This is a genomic window from Brachyspira catarrhinii, from assembly GCF_005518285.1.
Classification (GTDB): Bacteria; Spirochaetota; Brachyspiria; order Brachyspirales; family Brachyspiraceae; genus Brachyspira; species Brachyspira catarrhinii.
In genome coordinates, this window is record NZ_SJDU01000476.1 from 1 (window position 1) to 1,534 (window position 1,534).

The 1,534-nt window shown below is 30.4% G+C and carries 1 protein-coding gene; it reads right to left on the bottom strand.

The features are described from left to right. Positions 1 to 88: 88 nt before the first annotated feature. On the bottom strand, positions 89 to 1,534 hold a 1,446-nt coding region (locus EZH24_RS11625; RefSeq protein WP_137999253.1), incomplete at its 5' end, for a lytic transglycosylase domain-containing protein.

Consider the following 1,534-nt stretch of genomic DNA (forward strand, 5'->3'; position numbering starts at 1 on the left):
ATATAATATAATTTTTACGAACCTCATGCAGATATGCATGAGGTTTTATTATGCGGGTTGTAATCCTTATTTTTCATTTTGTAAAAAATTAATAATACCTACTATAATATTCGTAGCTTTTCATTACTTTTTCCACATAATATTCGGTTTCTTCGATGTCTATAAATCTGCCCGTTCTATACATATTATTAGTTCCGTATTCGTTTTTCCATCTGTTTCCTCTGCTCGAACCCGCGTTATATTTTGCCGCAACCATAATATAATTATTCGCGTTCTCGCTCGTAAAAAGCCAAGACAAATGCGAAATTCCCAAATATATATTTTGTTTAGGGTCGTTCAAATTGAGAGGATTAAATTTATATCTCGTTTTTTTATTTTCCGCTCCCGCAGTCGCTGGCATAAGCTGCATGAGTCCTCGCGCTCCCGCCCAAGAAATCGCCTTTGCGTCAAATAAACTCTCTTCGCGCATTATTGAATAAACGAATTCTGGTTCTATTTTATAATATTTCGACTCGGGAACGACATACTCGTCAAAAAATCTCGGATAAATATATTTTCTAAATTCTTCTGGAAGCAAATCGACATTTTCCGAATAATTATAACCGAAATATTTTCCAATGTTATTGCATATTTGCATGAATCTCTTCGTATTTGAAGAAGCTATAAATATTTTTTCTGCGTAATAAAATAACGGATAAGTGATTTGAGTTTTTTGATAAACTTTATTAAATTCGTTATAAGCGTTTTGAATATCGCCGTAATAATAAAGCAAAATCGATTTGTTTATTTCGCCTCTAGTTTGCAATGAAAGTTCGTTAAATATTTCGCTTTCGGTTATCATACCATCTTTTTTCAAATAAAAATCTTTAACGAATCTATTTTGCATAAAAATTTCTTTTGCAATTTCTCTCGCTTCTTTTACAAGTTTATCTTCTTTTTTGCTTGCGATATAATCTATGAATTGAATTTTATTTAGAGATTCGAGAGTTTTGGAATAATTTGAAACTTCAAAAAATTTTTTAGCTTCGTTTAGATAATAATCGTTGCTTGAAGAAACAACTTTAATCATATCTTCGTTTGCAAGAGTCAAAGCGCCTTTAATATAATAAGGATTTTTGCTAGTCAAAAGGGTTTTCATTATATAATCGTCTCTTTTGTCAAAGTCTTCAAATTCTTCGTAAGTCCACATATTCCATGACATCGCCAAATCGTTTCTTGATTTTGAATGCCTCTCTTCCAATATTTTCAAAGCGTAATAAGTTTCCGTTTTATTTTTTAATTTCAAAGATTTTCTCAAATAACTTTTTAAAGAGGCTTCAGTCCATCTATTGCTTTTAAATTTATTCAAACTGTTCGTTAAATATCTTTTCGCCAAAATTAAATTATTCGATTTCAAACTTTCCGTTACAAATATATTATAAATTCTTGGAACATATTCGTCTTTCGGATATTCTTTCAAAAAAGTTTGATACAAAGCCGTAGATTTTTCAATATTTTTTAATCTGTAATAATTGTCGGCGAATAATTGTCGGCG